Here is an 18,452-nt window from a genome sequence, read left to right as displayed (position 1 = left end):
TTTCCTCTGTTGAACGCAGTCAGCAATGTAAGCATCGGCTTACATAACGCGACTCCTCTCGCTTACAGCCATCCGGACTCCTCACGAGTAAACTTTTGTATCGCAGAGATCCACAGGGACGCGACGATGCGACAGGAGACCTTCGAGGTAGATGGCGTCACCGTCGAGCTTACGCTTGTACGGGACAGCAGGAGCCATTACTGGCTTGTCATGGCTCGGTGGAGGAACACCGAAAACGAGCTGACGACCCACACGATGCCCCCTTGCGATCCCAGCCTGACAGAGCAACAGGCCTGGAACGAAGCCCGCACCTGGGCAGTGCGGCGCCTGACGAAGGAACTGCTCGAGTCGCGCGGCCTCCGCCCGAAATGGGCATTATCCACAGCGAGTTGACTAGAGGAGCCAAGGATGTGGCTATCCAATCCATCCATTATCGGTTTTCGACGCTTGGCTCCCACACACTGAGCTGCAGCTGTGGCAACGCAGAAATCTCTCGCGATCAGCAATGGTCGACCTTCCAAGCCTCGGATCGGGGAAGTCTTCGCGTCGTAGCGTGCCGGGCGTGCGGCTGGACCGATGCCGTATCTTTCGATCGCAGGATACGCCGGGCTGCAGCGGCGTTAGTAGAGTAGGCAGCGGAGCAGAGCCCCACTGCTACTGGCCAAGTAGTAGAATATCAACTTTCCAAACGGACGAGATTCTGCTCTACATGCTTGTGGAACTCACCATGTTGCAATCTCGCCTTTCCCGTGAAGCCCTTTAAAAATTGACCCATATCAAAGAGAGCAGCGCGATTGGCTTCTGTTTGCCGCTTGCCAAATTTTTTCAATATGTAATTAAGCTCATGGTCTTGGGAAAAATTGACATAGTCGTGATCGTTCATCGTTACCCCACCCCTTTCTAATTTACGTATTCCCAAGAGAGCATGTGCCAAAAAAAATCGCCATGCTACTTTTGTCTCTTCAATAGATTCGTATATTCACCTGCTGACCCTGCGCATCGGTGTACCCCCCTCCACCCACACCCGCCGCCGCTTCGCCTACCTCGCCCGCCCCCGCACGATACCTGCGTACACCCGCTGACCTTCTCAGCCCAAGCAGGAGCCCCGAATGGCCGATTACCACCACGGCGTGCGCGTCATCGAAATCAATGAGGGCACCCGACCGATCCGCACCGTCAGCACTGCGGTGATCGGCCTGGTGGCCACCGCCGAGGATGCCGACGCCGCCACCTTCCCTCTCGATACGCCGGTGCTGATCACCGACGTCTATGCCGCCATCGGCAAGGCCGGTTCCAGCGGCACGCTGAAGCGCTCACTCGATGCCATCGCCGACCAGGCCAAACCCCTGATCGTCGTGGTGCGCGTGGCCGAAGGAGCCGACGCTGCCGAGACCAAGGCCAAGGTCATCGGCACCGTCACCGCTGGTGGCCAGAAGACCGGCATCAAGGCGCTGCTTGCCGCCCACCAGCGCTTCGGCATCAAACCCAGGATCCTCGGCGTGCCAGAACTCGACGATGTCGACGTAGCCGCAGAGCTGATCTCCGTTGCACGGCAACTGCGCGCCTTCGCCTATGTATCGGCACACGGCTGCGAAACTGTTGAAGAAGCGATGATGTATCGCGAGAACTTTGGCCAGCGCGAAGTCATGGTGCTGTGGCCGGAGTTCACCGGTTTCGATACCGACGCCGGCGAAACCGCCACTCTCTCCGCCGTGGCCCGGGCGCTCGGCCTACGTGCCTACCTGGATGAAACCGTCGGCTGGCACAAGACGCTCTCCAACGTCCCCGTGCAGGGCGTCACCGGTATCTCCCGCGACGTGTTCTGGGATTTGCAGGACCCCGCGACCGATGCCGGCGTGCTCAACGCCGCGGACGTCACCACGCTGATCAACCAGGGCGGCTACCGCTTCTGGGGCTCACGCACCTGCGATACCGACGGCTTGTTCCCGTTCGAGAACTACACCAGGACCGCGCAAGTCGTGGCGGACACCGTGGCCGAAGCGCACCTCTGGGCCGTGGACAAGCCCATGCACCCCTCCCTCGCGCGCGACATCATCGAGGGCATCAATGCCAAGTTTCGCGAGTGGAAGGCGCTGGGCTACATCATCGACGGCAATGCCTGGTTCAACGAACAGGTCAACTCCGAAACCACCCTCAAGGACGGCAAGTTGTACATCGACTACGACTACACGCCCGTGCCGCCCTTGGAAAACCTCATGTTCCAGCAGCGAATCACCGATCAGTACCTGGTGGATTTCGCCGCGCGCATCGCCGCCTGACGGTCGGCACCGAGAACCACAAGGAGCCTGATCGATGGCACTGCCCAAGAAACTCAAGGACCTGAACCTGTTTGGCAATGGCGACAACTGGCAGGGCCTGGTCGACACCCTCACCCTGCCCGAGCTCGCCCGCAAGATGGAAGAGTGGCGCGGCGGCGGCATGGATGCTCCGGTCGATATTGACCTGGGCGGCGAGAAGCTCACCTTCGAGTGGACCGTCGGCGGCCTGGTCCCGGCCATCTTCGACAACTTCGGCACCAACCGCCTGGATGCCGACCTGCTGCGCTTCGAAGGTTTCTATGAGCGTGACGACGTAGGCCAGACCTCCGCCGTCACCGTCGTCGTGCGCGGCCGCCACCAGCGCATCGCCATGGGCGAAGCCAAGGCCGGCGAGAACACCGCCCACCAGGTCACCACCACCTGCAGCTACTACAAACTCGTGATCGACGGCACCACCGTCATCGAGATCGACGTGCCCGGCCTGGTGTTCAAGGTCAACGGCCAGGATCGCTACGCCGAGCGCCGCCGCGCGCTGGGCCTGTAACCCCCTCTCCTTTCCACCGCGACACAGGAACGCCAAGCATGCCCAAGAACGCCACCACCGAAGAGATCGTACTCGACACCCCCATCCAGCGCGGCGAGCAGAATATCGAGAAGCTCTTCCTGCGCAAACCCAACGCCGGCGAGCTGCGCGGCCTGGCCCTCTCCGACGTGCTGCAGATGCAGGTCGACGCCCTGGTCAAGCTCACCCCGCGCCTCTCGAGCCCGGCGTTGACCGAACCCGAGATGCGCAACCTCGACCCCGCCGACCTGGTGCAGATCGGAGGCGCCATCGCCGGTTTTTTGCTGACGAAGCGGGCCAAGGGCGAGAGCGTTTGAGCTTGCCGGAACACGTCGAAGAAGCCATGGCGGATCTCGCCGTTACCTTCCACTGGACGCCGGCCGACTGCGCCGGCTTCTCCCTCGCCGAACTCATGCAATGGCGCGAGCGCGCCCGTCGCCGTACACAGCCTGACGCTGATTGAAAAGCGATGACTGAAGGAGCCACCGGTGGCCAAACCGCTCAAACTCGAAGTGCTTCTGGGGGCGATCGACAAAGCCACCGGCCCGTTACGCCGGATCACCCAGGGCAGCGACCAGACCGCTCGCGCATTGCGAGCCAGCCGCGACGAGCTGCGCACCCTGGAGCGCGCCCAGCGCGACATGCGCGGCTTCACCGCCCTCAAGCGATCCAGCGAGCAGACCGCCACCGCCCTGCAGGCGCAGCAGCGCCAGGTACGCGAACTCACCCAGCAGATCCGGCAAGCCGACGGCCCCACCCGGCAGTTGACCCGCCAACGCGATGCTGCCATCCGCAAGGCACGCGAACTCAGGCAGCAGTATCAGGGCGAACAGCGCGAACTGCAGCGACTGCGCGGCAGCATCCGTAATGTCAGCGGAGTCACCGGCTCCCTGGGCAATCAGCAGCGCGAGCTGGCCCAGCGCGTGCGCAGCGCCAACCAGCAGCTCGAACAGCACCAGGCACGACTTCGCCGGGTGGCTGAACAACAGCGCCGCGCCACCCAAGCGAGCCAGGCTTACGGGCGCTCGATGAGCCGCATCAACAGCATGGCAGGCATCGGCGCGTCCGGTGTCGCCTCCGGTGGCGCCGCCTTGTACGGCGGCTCCCGCATGCTCGCCCCTGGCGTCGACTACGGCGCTGCCATGTCGCGCGTCCAGGCTTTGACTCGACTGAATGGCGACGATCCGTTGATGCAAGCCCTACGCGATCAGGCGCGGCAGCTCGGGGCGAACACTTCGTTCAGTGCCACCCAGGCGGCTGACGCCCAGGGCTTCCTGGCCATGGCCGGCTTCGATCCCGAAGCGATCATAGCGGCGATGCCTGACATGCTGGATCTCGCCAAGGCCAACGGTACCGACCTGGGCCGCACCGCCGATATCTCATCGAACATTCTCTCAGGCTTCGGGCTCGACCCCTCGCAGATGGGTCACGTCGGCGACGTGCTCACCGCGACCACCACCCGTGCGAACGTCGATCTCGAGAAGCTGGGTGAGTCGATGAAGTATGTCGCGCCCCAGGCGCGGGCCATGGGCGTCTCGATCGAGGAAGCGGCTGCCATGGCCGGCTTGTTGGGGAACGTGGGTATCCAAGGCAGCCAAGCCGGCACCACCCTGCGAGCAATGATCACGCGACTGTCAGCACCGACTGGTGCAGCCGCCGGAGCCCTCCAGGAGCTGGGCGTCAATGCCAAGGATGCCGAGGGCAACTTGCGCAACGTACCGCAGATTCTGGCGGACGTTGCCCAGGCCACCGAGCGGTTGGGTACCGCCGATCGCGCCGCCTACCTCAAGGATATCTTCGGTGAGGAACCCGGAGCCGGCATGGCCGAACTCATCGCCCAGCAAGGTGCTGCAGGCGTCGAGAAGTTTGTCGAGATCCTAGAGAGCGCAGCCGGTGAGAACGCCCGCGTGGCCAAAACCATGGCCGATAACATCCAGGGCGACCTGCAGGGGCTGAACAGCGCCTGGCAAGAGGTAGGCATCACCGTTACGGACACCAACGAAGGCCCTCTGCGCCAGTTGATTCAGAACCTCACCGGAGTCACAAGAGCGGTAGGCAGCTGGATGAAGGAGAACCCTCGGCTGACCGGTACGCTGACAACGGTTGCGGCGGTACTCGCTGTTGTCGTAGCGGCTGGTGGCGCACTGACCATGATGCTGGCTTCGGTACTCGGCCCAATCGCCTTGCTGCGCTACGGCTTCGCCCTGCTCGCCATCAACGGCGGCGGGCTGATCGGCACACTCCTCCGGCTGGCCGGTGCCGCCATTCCAGCCGTACTGGCCGCGGTGAAAGGCATGGCCGTGTTCCTCGCCACCAACCCCATCGGCCTAGCTGTCGCGGCGATCGCCGCCGCCGTGTTCCTAATCATCAAATACTGGGAACCGATCAGCGGTTTCTTCCGCAACCTGTGGAACGGCGTCACGGAGCTGTTCGGCAACGCCTGGCAAGCCATCCAAGAAGCCTTCGCAGGCGGCATCGCCGGCGTCTCACGGCTGCTGCTCGACTGGTCGCCCATGGGCATTCTCTGGCGCGGCATCACCGAAGGCCTGCAGAGCATGGGCGTGGAGATTCCGGAGCGCTTCACCACCCTGGGCAACGCCATGGTCGACGGTCTGATGGCCGGCATCGATGCCAAGTGGCAGGCGCTGAAGGACAAGGTCGGCAGCCTCACCGATGGCGTTACCGGCTGGTTCCGCGAAGCCCTGGGCATCAACTCCCCCAGCCGTGTATTCGCCGAGTACGGCGGCTACACGGTAGACGGCTTCAACGTCGGGCTAGACCGTCAGCGCGACGAGCCCGCCAAACGCGTACGCGACATCGCACGCCGCGTGGCCACCGCCGGCGCCGGCATCGCCATCGGTACCGCCGGCCTGCCCGCCGTGGCGGATATCCCCATCGACCGGCGGCCGGCCCTCAGCGCCCCGGCACCTGTCGCGCCGGCGGCAGGCGACACCATCACGATCAACGTTTACGGCGCCCCGGGCGGCGACGCGCGTGAAATTGCTAGAGCTATTAGTCTCGAGTTGGACCGGAGGGAGGCTCATAAAGCTGCACGACGTAGGTCTGCGCTGTGGGATCTTGAGTAGCCTCATGTTCAGGTAAGTTTTCATTAATGTAAGACTGAAACACTGCGACTCCAGAGAAAAAAACACCACAAATACCGTACACAAAAAGCGCAAATAAGTACGACTGAAGATAATTAAGATCTGCTCTGACAGGAAGAGGCAGTACTGATGCAGTCATTTGACTAAGGGCGCAAACAAACCCAAAAAGGAAAACTGCACCGCACCATACCCTACTCTGTTGACGTCTTACTAAAAGCGCACTTGTTATTGAAACGAAAATCAAAAAACCACTGAGGTCCATCTCTCTTAAGCTTGCTATGGCTTCTCGAAGCCGGGGCTCTCCTAGCCAAATACAGAAAGAAAGGGATAGCGCAGCCGAAGAAATAGAGATCAATACAAAGATCCCTCGTTGGGAAAAACGTTCTTCTATGACTTTTTTAATCACAGGATTTTCCTATGCTAATGGCTCTTGGAATGTTCGTCTTTCAGACCCGCACCGTGCCCTATCAGGAGCTCAAACGTGTCACTCAATGGCGGCATGCCAATCAGTCGCGTGTCGGTGATCGGCCCGCGTACCAGTACGTCGGCCCTGGTGAGGACCGAATCACCCTTATCGGCACATTGCTCCCAGAATTTACCGGCGGCCGCCTCAATCTCGACGAGATCCGCGATATGGCCGACCAGGGACAGGCCTGGCCACTGGTGGAAGGCACCGGCCGGCAGTACGGCTTGTGGGTCGTTACACAGGTCGAGGAAACCGCCAGCCACTTCTTCCGCGACGGCATGCCCCAGAAAATCGAGTTCACGCTCACGCTCGAGCACGTCGACGACACGCGCACCGACCTGCTCGGCAGCCTGACCACCTACACCGTCGCCCGCCTGGCCGGCGCCTACGTGTGAGCCCGCCATGAACGCCAACACCACGCCCTACCGCTACCGCCGGCCCAGCTACCGCCTCACCCTGGCCGGTACCGACATCACGCCACGCCTCAACGGTCGTCTGGTCAGCCTCACCCTGCGCGAACAGCGCGGCCTCGAGGCCGATCAGCTCGACATCACCCTGGCCGACAACGACGGCGCCCTGGCCCTTCCTCGCCGCGGCGCCGAACTCACCCTCGCCTTCGGCTGGCAGCACGAAGGCCTGGTCGAGAAAGGCACCTTCACAGTTGACGAGATCCAGCACACCGGCACGCCGGATCAGCTCATCATCCGTGCGCGCTCCGCCGATATGCGCGGCGAGCTGCCCGGTAAACGCACCCATGGCTGGCACAACCTCGCCCTGAGTGAGATCGTCGAGACCATCGCCCGCCGACACGAGCTCGAGCCGGTCATCGGCCACACCCTGGGCGGCATCCGCGTCGGCCATATCGACCAGACCGAGGAATCGGACCTCAACTTCCTGACCCGACTCGGCCAGCGCTACGACGCCATTGCTGCAGTGAAGGCCGGCCGCCTGCTCTTCACCCAGGCCGGCGAGGCGCTTACTGCCAGCGGCCGGGCCATGCCCACCATTCCCCTAACCCGGCGCGACGGCGATCAGCACCGCTACAGCATCACCGATCGCGATGCCTACAGCGGTGTGAAGGCCTACTGGAACGACACCAGCGGCGCTCGTCGGCGCATCGTTCTCGTCGGCGATGGTGAAAACGCCAAGCAGCTCCGGCCCACATACGCCAGCGAGGCCGATGCCCTGGATGCCGCGCGTGCCGAGTGGCGCCGCATTCAGCGTGGTCTGGCCGAGTTCGAGCTGACGCTCGCTCACGGCCGCGCCGACATGCTGCCGGAATCACCGCTGCAGGTCAGTGGCTTCAAGCCTGAGATCGACGCCACGCCCTGGTTGGTCACCGAGGTGGAACACACCCTCGACGACAACGGGTTTGGGACGCGGGCAAAGTGTGAAGTGAATGGTGCAAACCTCGTAATATAATATCGTATTCAGCATGAGAGATCTGACCCATTAGTTACATCAATCCCCAAAGCGCTTTTTCATCATTGAGAAATCGGTTGTTAAGAAATCTCGCTTGAATACTCGAACGGCACTACGCCCTCCCTTTGCATTGAGTTTTTTCATTAAATCCACTATCGCACCGTGCGTTCGAAGAAGTCGCTCATCAATATTCCCCGCCAGCTCATCGCCACTATCAAAAACCTTATACTCTTCACATACGGTTTTGCACATAGACCATACATCAGAGGCAACCGCGGCCAGAACCTTAAATTTTTCGCCAACGTCGGATGCAGAAACATTGGGCACTGGTGAAAGATGATAGCCTTCTTCAGACATTGCACTACTTAAATCATGAATCATGTATTGTGAGGTAGGATGCTTTATTTGACACAACCACTTATAGTTAAGATATGAAACTTGCCAGCACTCTTCAAAAAATCTTTCATCGAGGACTCCATCATCTCCCGTAGCATCTAGTCTCGCAACTTTCTGACACAGGGTTTTTGCTGTCCATGGAACGTCCATTGCTTCACGCGAAAAAAGAAGCTCAAGATCCTCCTGGTTACTCGAAACGACTCTCACCACCTTACATGTTTCGAAAATAGAGGCGGCAACACAAGCCGCGCTTGAGGAGTACCCCTTTCCAACCAAATTCCAAACACTTCTAAACTGCACAAGTGCAGTTTTCATAAATGCGAGCGGCAACCTATTTTTTTCTGGAACATGCTGACTATTTGCCAGATTAATTGCAAATAGGCCTGCTTCAAAGAGCTCCTTATAAACCGATTCCCAACCTTCAAGCTGAGCCTCGATCACTTCACCGGCTTTAGACTCAAAACCATCTAGTGAACACCAGTAATCATACACAGAAACAGACTTAACACCCATATCACACCTATTTTTCTATTTTCTCGATCAGCTTAGCACTACACCGCATACCGCCGCGCCTGGCTCACCACCACCCCGCGCAGATCGCTCGCCCGCGCAATGACTGAATGCCGTGGCCCTACCGTTGGCATCAGTCGGTAGGCACCGCCGATCCGGTGCGTGCGGAACAGCCGTTGCTCGCCATCCAACTCGGCCACCACAAGGTCGGCATGCCCCACTGGCCGTGCCTCGTCTACGACCAGCAAGTCCCCCTCCATGAGCGGGCCATCCACGCCCGCCTCCGCGCTCACCTCGACCAAGAAGCAGCTGGCCTTGAACTGCTTGAGGTTGAGCCCCTCCATTGCCGGATGCACGCCCGCACGCAGCGGGCCTAGGTAATTCACGCGCATTCCCCTGCCTCGTCTCACTTTTTTCTCAATGGGACGCTCCCTGGCTAACTTCCATTAGCTTTTGCCTGTTGCCTGAAAGCGACGATGTCGAGAATACTGTATAAAACGACAGTTGTGCAAAGGGACTCACAATGACACTGACCAACCTCATTCCGGCTCATCGCGAGCCGCCACCGCTCGCGCTTCCCTATCCACTCGCCCTCGGCCGTGCCGGGCTCAGCGGCTTCCCCAGCCCCTCGCAGGACTACGAAGGCCGCACGCTCGATCTCAATGAAAGGCTGGTCAAGCGCCCCTCGGCGACGTTCTTCATGAGCGTAACCGGTGACAGCATGGAGCGCCTTGGCATTCACGAGGGCGATCTGCTCCTGGTCGATCGCTCCCTTGAGCCTCGCACTGGTCACATCATTGTCGCCATAGTCGACGGCGAGATCACCGTCAAGCGCTACGAGCTGAGGGGCAACGTGCCGTGCCTCTGCTCGGGCAATCCACGCTACGCCCCCATTCCCCTCGTCGAAATCGAGTGCCAAGTCTGGGGAGTCGTTCGCTCGGTCATTCACGAGTACCAGGTATGACCATGATCGGCTTGGTCGATTGCAACAGCTTCTACGTCAGCTGCGAGCGCGTGTTCCAGCCGCGGCTGCGCGGCCTGCCGGTGGGCGTGATGTCGAATAACGATGGCTGTGTCATTGCGCTCTCCACTGAGCTGAAGGCTCTCGGCATCAAAATGGGAACGCCCGCGTTCGAGCTCCAGCACTTGGTGCGCCAGGGGCGCATCCATCTGCTCTCTAGCAACTACGAGCTCTACGGCGACATGAGCCAGCGGGTGCAGTCCGTGCTCGAGGAGTTTGCTCCAGTAGTCGAGCGCTATTCCATTGACGAAATGTTCGTCCGACTCGACGGCTTCACCCATGCTCAATTGCTCGAGCATGCCCGGCAGCTGCACGACAACGTGCGCCAGTACACCGGCATTCCCGTCTGTGTGGGCGTCGCGCCGACGCGCACCCTCGCCAAACTGGCGAACCGTGCGGCCAAGAAAAACCCGGCCTACCAAGGCGTATGCGTGCTACAGCCCGACAGCAGGGAAACCCAGATGCTGCTGAAGAAGATCGAGCTGGGCGACGTCTGGGGCGTGGGGCGCCGGCTCGTCGAGCGCCTGGCCGTGATGGGCATTAAAAGCGCCTGGGACCTCGCCCAGGCCAACCCAAAGGAGATCCGGCGTCGCTTCTCGGTCACCTTAGAGCGCACCGCGCTGGAGCTACGCGGCGTGCCCTGTATCGAAATGAACGACTTCGATGAAGCCCGCCAGCGCATTATGACCAGCCGCAGCTTCGGCAAGCTCACCGACGACATCAGCGAGATCCGCGAGGCGATCCGGCAGCACGGGCAGCGCGGCGCCGAAAAGCTGCGCCGGCAGCACGGCCTAGCCAAGGCCGTGCTGGTGTTCCTGAAGACCAACCCATTCCGGCAGGACTTGCACCAGTACTCGCCGAGCCTGGTGCTCGAACTGCCCCGCCCCACGGCTGACAGCCGCGAGATACTGCACACCGCCGGCCAGGCCCTGGAGCGGATCTACCGCAAAGGCTACCTGTACCAGAAGGGGGGCGTGATGTTGCTGGACATGATCGACGCCGATCGGCAGCAGCTCTCGCTGCTCGATACGCCCCAAAGCGACGCCGAGCGGCAGCGCAGCCAGAAGCTGATGAATGTGATGGACGACCTGAACGCCCGAATGGGCCGTGGCACGGTAAAGTTGGGTACCCCTAGCCCTGAGGCGGCATGGCATTTACGATGTGCAAGGCGATCGCCAAGATGGACTACATGCTGGAATGAAATCCCCAAAATAATTTAATCTAACTTTTACTGAAATATTAATCAAAAGGGATAGAGATGGATACGCTTGGACCCGTTCCGAAATTAGCACTAACATCCACTTGCGTCGCGCCCATACTATTCACTTACTCATATATAGCTTATCAAAAAAATCAATACATTCTGTCTGCTTCACTAATTTTAACAGCACTTATGCTTGCAGCGGCATGCGCCGCGACATTAAAAATCGTACAAGAGAGGTCCTATAGAGAAAGTATAAAAATTACAAGCTTTAGGCCTGCTGACAAAGAAGTCTCCGGGTATTTTGTATCCTACCTAATTCCATTAATGGGAGCCACTTCCGAGTTCTTTACTCTCTCCACAGCAATATTTTTTGGCTTTCTTTTCTTTATTTTCATTTGGGCTTCAAAATCCTTTTACACCAACCCTTTGCTTTCTGTCTTTGGGTACAAATTTTACGAAATAAATCTTAGCACTGGCAACACACTCTTATTAATAACCAAAAGGAGCATACTAAACTGTAAGGAAGTAACAAAAGTATCATATGCAACACCACACACAGTAGTTGAAACTAAGACGCAAGGAAATTAACAATGGAATTATTTGTTCTTTCTAAAGAGGCACCGAGAATACGAAAGGTAATACTCCAGCGAGAGGCACAAGTCGAATTAGAAGAGACTGGCAAAACTCAAATAGATAATTTTATGTCATTCGAAGAGTGCTACGAGCTTAGTGCACAATACAAGCCAGATCCACATGAATCATTCGTTATTAATGACTTTGAAGACATTGATGGGGTTATAGATGCCATAAAAGAGCCTGCTGGTGTTCCGCCATGGAAACCAAACGAAGAAGATATAGAAATTTCAGGCTTCTTCTTTGGCATAGAGGAAAATAACAAATATAAGGTAGGACTGCAAATATTTGACAAAAGACAGGTTATAAGCAATAAATTTACATTAACATGGTCAAGAGAATCTTTCACACATATAAAAGGTCTTTCTCTATCTCTTGACAACAAGCTTACAGCAGTTGTGTCAGAAGAAGAAAATGGGTTGGCTTTGTACTTTAAAAGCTTGCACAACGTGAGACGTCTTTTTGACATGGATATGTATTTTCGTGAAGCCACCAAGCAAGACGTGGATGATTTTTTTGAAAGTGAAATATTTCTTGGCTATGACCCTGAAGATCCCAAAGGCCTGATCGACACATGGTGCAGAAAAAAGATTGCTTATATTTTAAGCGAGGATAGGATAGGCCAATTAACAGCGACCAGCGTAAAAATAAAAGCCGAAGAGCTCAATGTCTCAATCGACATTATTAAAGACGAGAACAATGAAGATAAGATTTCATTTCCTGAAGACAAAAAATCACTAAAGCGCCTCTTGAGATTCTTGGATGAAGATATCTACAAATCCTCCCTTTCTAATACAATTTTTGTAGCAAGCGGAAAAAGAAAAGATTAAAAATAAAGCTAGGGCTTGCCCTAGCTTTAATCACATCAGCTTTGGCTGGTCGATGAGAGCCGCCTGACTCATGTTCTCTTTAATAAACTTATAAAAGTCATCCACATGATAAACAATTCTTGGAAACTCTCCTTTATAAATCAAAAAAGCCAATAGTGCACAAGACCTGGCTTGTGAGTTAAGTGATTTTTCAGGATTAAACTCTATATCACTAAATGCATCAAACTTAAGCAATCTTGCTAAAAAATCAGCATGATCTTTCAACGCATACAAATAAAGCCAATCGTAAAAAGCATTTTTTGGCTCAGAATCAAAATGAAATCCATCGAACTCGAACCCAACAATCGTCCCAGAGTTTTTGAGTCTCGGATCTTTTTTGGCTTCTCGGGCCGTCTTAAAATATAAATCTCTATAGGGACCGCCATTTGAAAATATCTTACTTCCCTGATAAGCGGACTCTAAGCTGATCTTGCTTCCTGACGACAGTTCAACCTTAAGATTGAAAGCGCTAAGTCTATAGCCTAATTTATTTTCTGATTTAGTAGAAACTTCTAAAACATTCTTTAACCCCACGCCTTTTGCCGCCTCGTGCAATCCAGCCACATTCTTCTTCTTTTGCACTTCAGCGAACCCAGGATGCCATTTAAATTCTAAAAACAATTCATCTATAGCATTATTCTTATTGTAACAAGGAATAAAAACTGGTCGCTTTGCCATCTTATATTCCACCAATGAGGTTTAAAGGAATGTCATACGGCACTAATACTTCGTATTTTTTTGCAGACTTGCGTCTTGCTTTTATAGCCTCATCAGACCAATCTGTCCAACCGTAAAGAACTTCCCAATCAAGCTGCTGAGCTGCTTCCTCAAGAGTAAGCAGTGAAACCCCACTTTTGTTAGATACATCATTTGCAACTCTAACGCCACTAAAATTTAAAACAGACGGGCATATTTGTAAAAAAACCGAATCTAGTATCCTGCCATCATTCTTCGCACACCACTCCATAGGATGCTCACTCAGAAAGCATAGGTGCACGTAACCATCTAACCCACGCGCAACATCAGCATCATGACTCCATTGATTGCCACCAAACACAGCGCCATTAACAGAGCGCCTTTTCATCTCAGCCAACCGAAGCAGCCCTCCTTGCTCACGAATAGAAGGAAGGTTCCGAGTATCAGTAAAATGATATAATTTTTGGATATTGAAACGTGCAATTAATTCGTTCCCTGTCATAAAAAATACCGTTCTAATTTATTTTACCTATCCGTATCTCACACCGCCCCAGGATCTCCACCTCCCCCATCTGCTGCGGTGTGATCATCTCGGGCTGGTAGTGTTCGTTATCGCTGATCAGGTACAGCGCGCCGCCGGCGAGGCGCTGCAAGCGCTTGATGCGCCGCTCGCCACTCACCGTTAGCAAAAACACCCCTTCCTGCCGCGGATCGCGATTGGCCAGGTCGACCAGCACCCAGTCGCCGTCGGCCAACGTGGTTTCCATCGAATCCCCGCGCACCTTGATGCCGGCGACCTGCCCGGGCTGGATGCCCAATGCGGCGAGCTGTGCCTCAGGGAAATAAAGCATCCCCTCGATCCGCTCCTCTTCCAGCGAGCGGCCCGCGCCCGCGGCGCCTTCCACGTCATAGAGTTTCACTTCGGCGAGGCCAGGCCCTGGGGTAGTAGAAGTAGAGAAGGCCCCTTCGCTTCCGATCTTCTCAGCGGTAGCGGCCTGTGAACGTCCACGCCCCGTCAGGACGTAGGAAATATCCACCCCAAGCACCTCTAGGCGGGCGAGCAATTCCACCGGACACTTCTGTCGGCCAGAAAGCACGTCTTTCAAGCGTTGGCTGCTTGATTCCCCCGCCTCCCTAGCTGCTGCAGCGATGCTGTAGCCCTGTCGCTTCAGCTCCTCTCTCAGGCGAGAGGGGATTTCTTCCACCAATACGCTTGACATGGTGTATATATTCCACCAATCTAGATTTACAGTCTTAGACAACCTTGAGGAAGCCTACCCCATGAGCCCCGTTGAAACCATGCGCTCAGTGCCGGCTCGTGCACCGAACGGTTGCAACACGCCGGTGATGACGCAGCTCACCAAGGCGGAGCGCGAAAAGATCGAGGCAATCGCTCAGCTCGAAGTCCGCTCGCTCTCTGCCACGGCGCGGATGCTGATCCTACGCGGCATCCAGCAGTACGAAGACGATACTCTCGCCGCCGATTGAACCTAACCGCCTGCTGCATAAGGAAATCGCCCATGTATCAGGACCCAAAGCGTGTGCGCTCTCGTTACGGCGCCATCAACCTCGACGAGTACGAACGGCGCCTGATCGATGCGCTGGTCGACTACACCGGCATCGACAAGGCCGTGCTGCTGCGTCAGCTGGTGATGAAGGAAGCCCTGGAAACCCTGGGCATCGCTGATCTCGAACTCAATGTGCCCCGCCGGGCGTAGGAATGGCAGGCCCTTTTGAGGACCTCAAGGAGCACTGGATTTATGGCTGACGAGTCCCGCCGCGGCGACCTGCAGCTCCCGCTGGATGACGAGCTCGAAGCCGTACTCGACCAGGTTCGCGTACAGCAGAACCTCAGAACGAACGAAGAAGCCGCCGAGTGGCTGCTGCGCAGAAGGCTGCGCAAGGGCGCTCAAGGGCTCACCGGGCGCGGGCGCGCCCTCTATATCGCAGGGAGAAACTGACCTTGACCACTCAGTTCCGAAACAAGCCGCGTATCCCTTGCCCCCACTGCGGCGAAACGGCGGGCATCCGCAAGAGCCAGGGGCTCACCCCGGTGTACCGCGAGGCGGTCATCGAGTGCCGTAACCCCGAGTGCGGTTGGCGCGGCAAGATCTCCATCGAGATCACACACACCATCACGCCCAGCGACATGCCCAATCCCACGGTCGCCCTGCCGCTGGTGCCACGCCTGCGCGAACTGGCCATGGCTAAGGCGGCTACCGGGTAGCCGCCACCCACCCCAGCAACACCCACAATCGGAGCGAGACCCATGCACGCATTGACCATCAATGACGCGGCTTGCGCGTACCTGTTGAAAATGCCCCGGCCCTATCAGCGCACCGTCGCGCTGGAGCGCTGCACCTCTCACCTGGTCGAGGCTCACGGCATCACCCTGGAGCGCGCCGGGCTGGCCGCCCTGCAGGCGCTGGCTGAGCTCGAGACGCTGAACCAGGCCGCCTACATCGACGCCGTGGCCTCCACCGCCCATGTGGTGATCGTGCGCCGCCCGGGCCGCACCGCCCTGGCCTTCTCCGTGGCCGATCTGCTGCGCCTGCACGCCCAGGAACGCAGCACATCGCTGCCCCCGGCCACCTCCCAGCACTGAACCCGTAGAGAAGGCACCGTTCATGGATAACCGGCTGCGCGACGACATCGTGACGCGACTGATCCGCGACTTCGAAGCCGAAGAGCGCGGCACGTACCTGCAGAAGGTGCGCTGCCCCGAATGCGGCAAGCGCGAAGCCTTCATCAAGTCTGACGCGCCCTGGATGGTGAAGTGCGGCCGCGAGAACAAGTGCGGCAGCCAGGTCCACGTGAAAGAGCTGTTCCCCGAGCTGTTCGATTCCTGGAGCGAGCGCTTCGCCAACCTACCACCCGCCCCGGGCAAGCCGCAAAGCAGCACGCCGGTGGCCGATGCCTACCTGAGCATGGGCCGTGGCTTCGAGCTCGAGCGCATCCAGGGTTGGTACACGCAAGAGAGCTTCTTCGATCCCAAGATCGATGCCGCCTCTGCCACTGTGCGCTTCACCCTGGGCGATGGCGTGTGGTGGGAGCGGCTGATCGACAAGCCCGCCCGCTTCGGCAAGCAGAAGGCCAACTTCCGCGGCAGCTACCGCGGCCAGTGGTGGTGCCCGCCGGCGGTGGAATTGGCCGAGGTCGATGAGCTGTGGATCGTCGAGGGCATCTTCGATGCCATCGCGCTTACCCATCACGGCATCGCCGCCGTATCGGCGATGAGCTGCAACAACTACCCCGAGAAGGCCCTCGAAGCGCTGGATCAGGCCTGCCGGCAAGCCGGCCGCACTCGCCCTACCCTGGTGTGGGCACTGGATACCGGCAAGGCCGGCCAGGAGTGGACGCTCAAGCAGATCCGCCGGGCGCGTGCCGCCGGTTGGGAGTGCGAAGCCGCCCAGCCCAGCGAAGGGCGCGACTGGAACGACCTGCATCAGCGCGGCGAACTCACCGAGAAGCACCTTGATGAGTACCGCTACAACGGCGCGCTGCTGATCGCCCCCAGTGCGAACGACAAGGCGCTGCTGATCTACGAGAAGACCGAGCGCCGTGAGTTCCCCTTCGTGCACCGCAGCCAGACCTACTGGTTCAAGCTCGACCTGGACAAGTACCAGAAGATCTACAGCGACCTGATCGACGGCGATCGCCCCATGAGCGAGCGCCAGGCCCGCGACAAGGCCCTGGAGCAGTCCGGCGCGATCAAACGCATCGCCAACTGCCATCCGCGCCCGCTCTATTTCCAGCGCAACGCCCTCACCGATGAGAGCTGGTACTACTACCGCATCGAGTACCCGGGCGAGCGCTACACGGTGAAGAACACCGTAACCGGCAGCGCCCTGGCCTCGGCCACCGAGTTCAAGAAGCGCCTGCTGTCGATCGCCCCCGGCGCACAGTGGACGGGCTCTACCGAGCAGCTCGATGCCACCCTGGCGCAGCACTTGCCCATCCGCACCGTGGAGACGATCAACTTCGTCGGCTACGCCCGCGAGTACGAGGCCTACGTGCTGGGCGACTTCGCGGTGAAGGGTGGCAAGATCTACCAGCGCAACGACGAGGACTTTTTCGAGCTGGGCCGCACCGCGCTCAAGACCCTCTCACAGTCCACCCAACTGCACATCAACAACGACCCGAACGACTACCGCACCGACTGGGCCGGGCTGATCCAGCACGCCTTCGGCAGCAAGGGCGTCGTCGCGCTGGCCTTCTGGCTGGGCACCCTGTTCGCCGAGCAGATCCGCTCTCGCGATAAGAGCTTCCCCTTCCTCGAGATCGTCGGCGAGGCCGGCGCCGGCAAGTCGACGCTGATCGAGTTCATGTGGAAGCTGCTCGGCCGCAACGACGAGGAAGGCTTCGACCCGGCCAAGTCGTCCGCCGCCGGCCGCGCGCGGCGCTTCGTCCAGGTCGCCAACCTGCCGGTGGTGCTGATCGAGTCCGATCGCGATGCCGAGGGAGGCAACAAGGCCAAGCAGTTCGACTGGGACGAGCTCAAGACGGCCTACAACGGCCGCAGCGTGCGCGCCACCGGCGTGAAGAACATGGGCAGCGACACCTACGAGCCGCCCTTCCGTGGCGCCATTGTGATCAGCCAGAACGCCGCCGTGGCCGGCTCCGACGCCATCATGCAGCGCATCGTGCACCTGTTCTTCACCAAGGAAGGCCAGACCCGCGAAACCTTCGCCGCGGCCAAGGCCCTCGAGGGCATGAAGATCGACCACGTGTCGCGCTTCATCCTCGAGGCCACCTCACGCGAGAGCGAGCTGCTCGGCCTCTACGCCAAGCACATGCCCCACTACTTCGAGCAGATCCACGGCATGCCCGAGGTGCGCTCGCTGCGCATCGCCCAGAACCACGCCCAGATCGCGGCCCTGGTGGATTGCCTGGGGCCGAAAGGCCTCGGCCTGTTCACCGCTGAAGCGATCGCCCAGGCACACCACCTGGTAGCCGCAATGGCCATCGAGCGGCAACAGGCTATCAATGCCGATCACCCGCTGGTCGAGGAGTTCTGGGAAACCGTCGAGTACCTGGAGCGCACCCGCGTGGAGAACGTGCTCGACCACAACGCTGGTCAAGGCTACCTCGCCATCAACCTGAAGGAGTTCGAGAAGCTCGCCGCCGACCATCACTTCCGCTTCGACATGCGCGAGCTGAAACGCCAGCTCAAGGGCAGCAAGGCGCGCAAGTTCGTGGCGTCCAACCACCCCGTTTATTCGAAGACCCGGTCGAACGGCGGCACCGTCAAGTGCTGGCTGTTCGAGCGTGGCTGACAGGAAAAGGGAGA

Annotated in this window: 22 protein-coding genes; 16 read left to right on the top strand and 6 right to left on the bottom strand. The window is 58.4% G+C overall.

The annotated features are described in order from the left end of the window. Positions 1-676: 676 nt before the first annotated feature. The gene (locus I4484_RS06880) at positions 677-883 is read right to left on the bottom strand and encodes a hypothetical protein (RefSeq protein WP_197450239.1); all 207 of its coding nucleotides are present in this window, start codon (positions 881-883) and stop codon (positions 677-679) included. 226 nt (positions 884-1,109) lie between these two features. Between I4484_RS06880 and I4484_RS06875 the strand changes: the two genes are divergently transcribed. The 7 genes from I4484_RS06875 to I4484_RS06845 all read left to right on the top strand — a co-directional run bounded on the left by I4484_RS06875 (position 1,110) and on the right by I4484_RS06845 (position 7,833). Beyond that, positions 1,110-2,279 (top strand): phage tail sheath protein, encoded by a 1,170-nt coding sequence (locus tag I4484_RS06875; protein ID WP_197450238.1) that lies wholly within the window; start codon positions 1,110-1,112, stop codon positions 2,277-2,279. A 34-nt stretch (positions 2,280-2,313) separates the two neighbouring features. After that, complete coding sequence (locus I4484_RS06870) at positions 2,314-2,823, top strand: phage major tail tube protein (RefSeq protein ID WP_103970421.1); 510 nt, start codon at positions 2,314-2,316, stop codon at positions 2,821-2,823. Positions 2,824-2,861: 38 nt separating this feature from the next. After that, positions 2,862-3,158: a phage tail assembly protein gene (locus tag I4484_RS06865; RefSeq protein ID WP_197450237.1), complete on the top strand. Its 297-nt coding sequence runs from the start codon at positions 2,862-2,864 to the stop codon at positions 3,156-3,158. A gap of 26 nt (positions 3,159-3,184) precedes the next feature. Then, a complete protein-coding gene (locus tag I4484_RS06860; protein WP_197450951.1) occupies positions 3,185-3,304 on the top strand; it encodes a GpE family phage tail protein in 120 nt (39 codons plus the stop codon). A 25-nt stretch (positions 3,305-3,329) separates the two neighbouring features. Beyond that, a complete protein-coding gene (locus tag I4484_RS06855) occupies positions 3,330-5,927 on the top strand; it encodes a phage tail tape measure protein (protein ID WP_197450236.1) in 2,598 nt (865 codons plus the stop codon). A 453-nt stretch (positions 5,928-6,380) separates the two neighbouring features. Then, complete coding sequence (locus I4484_RS06850) at positions 6,381-6,806, top strand: phage tail protein (protein ID WP_234283532.1); 426 nt, start codon at positions 6,381-6,383, stop codon at positions 6,804-6,806. Positions 6,807-6,813: 7 nt separating this feature from the next. Beyond that, a complete protein-coding gene (locus tag I4484_RS06845; RefSeq protein WP_197450234.1) occupies positions 6,814-7,833 on the top strand; it encodes a phage late control D family protein in 1,020 nt (339 codons plus the stop codon). A 39-nt stretch (positions 7,834-7,872) separates the two neighbouring features. On the opposite strand, the gene I4484_RS06840 is transcribed toward I4484_RS06845, so the two are convergent. Next, positions 7,873-8,742 (bottom strand): hypothetical protein, encoded by an 870-nt coding sequence (locus I4484_RS06840; RefSeq protein ID WP_197450233.1) that lies wholly within the window; start codon positions 8,740-8,742, stop codon positions 7,873-7,875. A 38-nt stretch (positions 8,743-8,780) separates the two neighbouring features. Further along, positions 8,781-9,125 (bottom strand): hypothetical protein, encoded by a 345-nt coding sequence (locus tag I4484_RS06835; protein WP_197450232.1) that lies wholly within the window; start codon positions 9,123-9,125, stop codon positions 8,781-8,783. A 137-nt stretch (positions 9,126-9,262) separates the two neighbouring features. Between I4484_RS06835 and I4484_RS06830 the strand changes: the two genes are divergently transcribed. From I4484_RS06830 to I4484_RS06820, 3 genes are all read left to right on the top strand, one after another. Next, entirely contained in the window at positions 9,263-9,703 is a 441-nt protein-coding gene (locus tag I4484_RS06830; RefSeq protein WP_197450231.1) for a LexA family transcriptional regulator, read from the top strand. Then, complete coding sequence (locus I4484_RS06825) at positions 9,700-10,980, top strand: Y-family DNA polymerase (RefSeq protein WP_234283533.1); 1,281 nt, start codon at positions 9,700-9,702, stop codon at positions 10,978-10,980. The genes I4484_RS06830 and I4484_RS06825 overlap by 4 nt, the downstream gene beginning before the upstream one ends. A gap of 574 nt (positions 10,981-11,554) precedes the next feature. Then, positions 11,555-12,427: a hypothetical protein gene (locus I4484_RS06820; protein WP_197450230.1), complete on the top strand. Its 873-nt coding sequence runs from the start codon at positions 11,555-11,557 to the stop codon at positions 12,425-12,427. Between the two features lie 30 nt (positions 12,428-12,457). On the opposite strand, the gene I4484_RS06815 is transcribed toward I4484_RS06820, so the two are convergent. From I4484_RS06815 to I4484_RS06805, 3 genes are read right to left on the bottom strand one after another with little or no spacing between them, the layout of a single operon-like run. Continuing rightward, positions 12,458-13,144, bottom strand: a complete 687-nt coding sequence (locus I4484_RS06815; RefSeq protein WP_197450229.1) for a hypothetical protein — start codon at positions 13,142-13,144, stop codon at positions 12,458-12,460. A gap of 1 nt (position 13,145) precedes the next feature. Next, the gene (locus tag I4484_RS06810; RefSeq protein WP_197450228.1) at positions 13,146-13,664 is read right to left on the bottom strand and encodes a DarT ssDNA thymidine ADP-ribosyltransferase family protein; all 519 of its coding nucleotides are present in this window, start codon (positions 13,662-13,664) and stop codon (positions 13,146-13,148) included. A 13-nt stretch (positions 13,665-13,677) separates the two neighbouring features. Then, on the bottom strand, positions 13,678-14,382 hold the full coding sequence (locus I4484_RS06805; RefSeq protein WP_197450227.1) for a S24 family peptidase: 705 nt from the start codon (positions 14,380-14,382) through the stop codon (positions 13,678-13,680). Between the two features lie 61 nt (positions 14,383-14,443). Between I4484_RS06805 and I4484_RS06800 the strand changes: the two genes are divergently transcribed. The 6 genes from I4484_RS06800 to I4484_RS06775 are packed head-to-tail and all read left to right on the top strand — an operon-like array spanning position 14,444 to position 18,438. Then, entirely contained in the window at positions 14,444-14,650 is a 207-nt protein-coding gene (locus I4484_RS06800; RefSeq protein WP_197450226.1) for a hypothetical protein, read from the top strand. A gap of 32 nt (positions 14,651-14,682) precedes the next feature. Next, positions 14,683-14,880, top strand: a complete 198-nt coding sequence (locus I4484_RS06795) for a hypothetical protein (RefSeq protein ID WP_086511099.1) — start codon at positions 14,683-14,685, stop codon at positions 14,878-14,880. 42 nt (positions 14,881-14,922) lie between these two features. Next, positions 14,923-15,123: a hypothetical protein gene (locus I4484_RS06790; RefSeq protein ID WP_197450225.1), complete on the top strand. Its 201-nt coding sequence runs from the start codon at positions 14,923-14,925 to the stop codon at positions 15,121-15,123. Between the two features lie 2 nt (positions 15,124-15,125). After that, a complete protein-coding gene (locus tag I4484_RS06785) occupies positions 15,126-15,389 on the top strand; it encodes an ogr/Delta-like zinc finger family protein (RefSeq protein ID WP_187774700.1) in 264 nt (87 codons plus the stop codon). A gap of 42 nt (positions 15,390-15,431) precedes the next feature. Then, positions 15,432-15,767 (top strand): hypothetical protein, encoded by a 336-nt coding sequence (locus I4484_RS06780; RefSeq protein WP_197450224.1) that lies wholly within the window; start codon positions 15,432-15,434, stop codon positions 15,765-15,767. A gap of 22 nt (positions 15,768-15,789) precedes the next feature. Next, positions 15,790-18,438 (top strand): toprim domain-containing protein, encoded by a 2,649-nt coding sequence (locus I4484_RS06775; RefSeq protein ID WP_197450223.1) that lies wholly within the window; start codon positions 15,790-15,792, stop codon positions 18,436-18,438. Positions 18,439-18,452 lie beyond the last annotated feature (14 nt).

The sequence above is a fragment of the Halomonas sp. SS10-MC5 genome (genome assembly GCF_015992245.1).
GTDB lineage: Bacteria > Pseudomonadota > Gammaproteobacteria > Pseudomonadales > Halomonadaceae > Halomonas > Halomonas sulfidoxydans.
Note: the sequence above shows the minus strand (reverse complement) of the source record. Positions and strands in the feature narration are given on the sequence as shown.

Coding starts and splice junctions, on each gene's coding strand:
- I4484_RS06880 (WP_197450239.1), bottom strand. CDS start 883: ATGAACGATCACGACTATGTCAATTTTTCCCAAGACCATGAGCTTAAT.
- I4484_RS06875 (WP_197450238.1), top strand. CDS start 1,110: ATGGCCGATTACCACCACGGCGTGCGCGTCATCGAAATCAATGAGGGC.
- I4484_RS06870 (WP_103970421.1), top strand. CDS start 2,314: ATGGCACTGCCCAAGAAACTCAAGGACCTGAACCTGTTTGGCAATGGC.
- I4484_RS06865 (WP_197450237.1), top strand. CDS start 2,862: ATGCCCAAGAACGCCACCACCGAAGAGATCGTACTCGACACCCCCATC.
- I4484_RS06860 (WP_197450951.1), top strand. CDS start 3,185: ATGGCGGATCTCGCCGTTACCTTCCACTGGACGCCGGCCGACTGCGCC.
- I4484_RS06850 (WP_234283532.1), top strand. CDS start 6,381: ATGTTCGTCTTTCAGACCCGCACCGTGCCCTATCAGGAGCTCAAACGT.
- I4484_RS06845 (WP_197450234.1), top strand. CDS start 6,814: ATGAACGCCAACACCACGCCCTACCGCTACCGCCGGCCCAGCTACCGC.
- I4484_RS06840 (WP_197450233.1), bottom strand. CDS start 8,742: ATGGGTGTTAAGTCTGTTTCTGTGTATGATTACTGGTGTTCACTAGAT.
- I4484_RS06830 (WP_197450231.1), top strand. CDS start 9,263: ATGACACTGACCAACCTCATTCCGGCTCATCGCGAGCCGCCACCGCTC.
- I4484_RS06825 (WP_234283533.1), top strand. CDS start 9,700: ATGACCATGATCGGCTTGGTCGATTGCAACAGCTTCTACGTCAGCTGC.
- I4484_RS06820 (WP_197450230.1), top strand. CDS start 11,555: ATGGAATTATTTGTTCTTTCTAAAGAGGCACCGAGAATACGAAAGGTA.
- I4484_RS06815 (WP_197450229.1), bottom strand. CDS start 13,144: ATGGCAAAGCGACCAGTTTTTATTCCTTGTTACAATAAGAATAATGCT.
- I4484_RS06810 (WP_197450228.1), bottom strand. CDS start 13,664: ATGACAGGGAACGAATTAATTGCACGTTTCAATATCCAAAAATTATAT.
- I4484_RS06805 (WP_197450227.1), bottom strand. CDS start 14,382: ATGTCAAGCGTATTGGTGGAAGAAATCCCCTCTCGCCTGAGAGAGGAG.
- I4484_RS06800 (WP_197450226.1), top strand. CDS start 14,444: ATGAGCCCCGTTGAAACCATGCGCTCAGTGCCGGCTCGTGCACCGAAC.
- I4484_RS06795 (WP_086511099.1), top strand. CDS start 14,683: ATGTATCAGGACCCAAAGCGTGTGCGCTCTCGTTACGGCGCCATCAAC.
- I4484_RS06790 (WP_197450225.1), top strand. CDS start 14,923: ATGGCTGACGAGTCCCGCCGCGGCGACCTGCAGCTCCCGCTGGATGAC.
- I4484_RS06780 (WP_197450224.1), top strand. CDS start 15,432: ATGCACGCATTGACCATCAATGACGCGGCTTGCGCGTACCTGTTGAAA.
- I4484_RS06775 (WP_197450223.1), top strand. CDS start 15,790: ATGGATAACCGGCTGCGCGACGACATCGTGACGCGACTGATCCGCGAC.